The following is a 1582-nucleotide window of genomic DNA, read 5'->3' as shown; positions in this document are numbered from 1 at the left end:
CACGCCGACGTGGCGGCCAGTGCCGCAGAGATCAGGGCGACAGTGACCGCCCAGGATACCGCGGCCGACGCCGGGACCGGCGCCGCGCGGCGCCCTGGGCGGCCGCGCAGCGAGCGGGCCGAGCAGGCGATCCTCGACGCCACGCTCGAGGCGATCGCCGAGCGCGGCGTGGACGGCGTGGGCTGCGAGGACGTCGCGGCCCGCGCCGGCGTCGGCAAGGCGACCCTGTACCGGCGCTGGCCGGGCAAGGAGGACCTGCTGATCGCGGCGTTCGCCTCGCTGAAGAGCCCGCTGCCCGAGCCGCGCGGCGAATCGGCGCGCGAGGACCTGATCGCGATGCTCGACGTGATGGCCAGCGACGCCGACGATCCCAGGTACGCGCGCCAGTTCGCGCTGCTGCACGGCGAGGGGGAGCGCTACCCGCGGCTGGTCAAGCGCTACAAGGAGCAGGTCGTGGAGCCGCGCCGCGAGCTGATCAGGTCGGTGCTCCGCCGCGGCGTCGCCACCGGCGAACTCCGCGCGGACACTGACATCGAGATCGCCATGCTCACGCTCACCGGAGCGGTGATGGCCCGCGGCAAGCACGACCGCACGTCCGCGGAGCCGGGCTTCGCCACCCGCGTCGTCGACGAGCTGCTGCGGGGCATCGGCGCCCGCTGACCCGGGCGCGCTACGCCGGAGTACGCATGGCGTACGGCGCCTCCTCGAGGATGTGCTGGGCGCCGGTCAGGCAGAGCAGGGTGTGGACCGCTGTGGAGGCCGCGATGACACGAAGCCTGCGGTCTCGGGCAGCCGTGAGGTTCCTGATCGTCAGTAGCGCCGCGAGCCCGGCGCCGTCCATCGAGTCGATCCGGGACAGGTCAAGCAGCAGCGGCGGGCGGTGCATCCGGCTGACCTTGAGCAGCAGCTCCTCGAAAACAGCGGCGGAACTGCCGTCGACCTGGCCGGAGACTGTCAGGGCTGTTCCCGACGGGGCCGCCTGCACGTAACTGAGAATTCCCACGTGATTGCTCCAAGTGATGTGGAACAGCATTCTCTATCACGGCGGCGGCCGCCGCATCCCTCGTGGCGGGTGAGGCGCGCCCGGGGCCGGGTGCTGACCGGCGGCGGCCGGCCCCGGGTCCTCCGGGGCGGGTGATGCCTTCCTGGCCCCGCATTACTTGGATGATGAGGAGCCGGAATCGGGTCATTGACAGCTGGGAGTCGAGATGGCCGAGGGAACGCACGCAGCAGGCCAGCGCGGCTGGCTGCCGATGGCCAGGCACGTACCCGTGGCCGGGGCGGCCCGCACGGCGCGCAGCCTGACCGACGCCGAACTCGCCAGGCTCCTGTTCAGCGACCGGGCCAGTTGCGCCGATTCCGGCCTGGACACCGCCGCATGGTTCCCGCCCAGCGGCAACGCTGACACCGCCCGCGTGCAGGCCGCGCCGGCCATCGCGCTGTGCAACACGTGTCCGCTGCGGAGTGAGTGCCTGGAGTTCTCCATGAGGTACTGGTACCGGGGCGGTGAGGAGGGCGTCTGGGCCGGCCTGGTCGGCTCCGACCGTCTCACGCTCAGGCTCAGGTGGCTATCGGGAGAGAG

Annotated in this window: 3 protein-coding genes; 2 read left to right on the top strand and 1 reads right to left on the bottom strand. The window is 72.2% G+C overall.

Going from position 1 to position 1582, the window contains the following annotated elements:
- Positions 1-660, top strand: a 660-nt coding sequence (locus WA805_RS25020) for a TetR/AcrR family transcriptional regulator (protein WP_425243555.1), incomplete at its 5' end; no start/stop codon positions are given.
- Positions 661-670: 10 nt separating this feature from the next.
- Here WA805_RS25020 and WA805_RS25015 read toward each other — a convergent pair.
- On the bottom strand, positions 671-1003 hold the full coding sequence (locus WA805_RS25015; RefSeq protein ID WP_422340575.1) for an STAS domain-containing protein: 333 nt from the start codon (positions 1001-1003) through the stop codon (positions 671-673).
- Between the two features lie 205 nt (positions 1004-1208).
- Between WA805_RS25015 and WA805_RS25010 the strand changes: the two genes are divergently transcribed.
- A partial coding sequence (locus tag WA805_RS25010) for a WhiB family transcriptional regulator (RefSeq protein ID WP_425243554.1) occupies positions 1209-1582 on the top strand: 374 nt, incomplete at its 3' end.

The organism is Trebonia sp., from assembly GCF_049794275.1.
Taxonomy (GTDB): domain Bacteria; phylum Actinomycetota; class Actinomycetes; order Streptosporangiales; family Streptosporangiaceae; genus Trebonia.
This window is presented reverse-complemented; position numbering and strand designations above follow the sequence as displayed.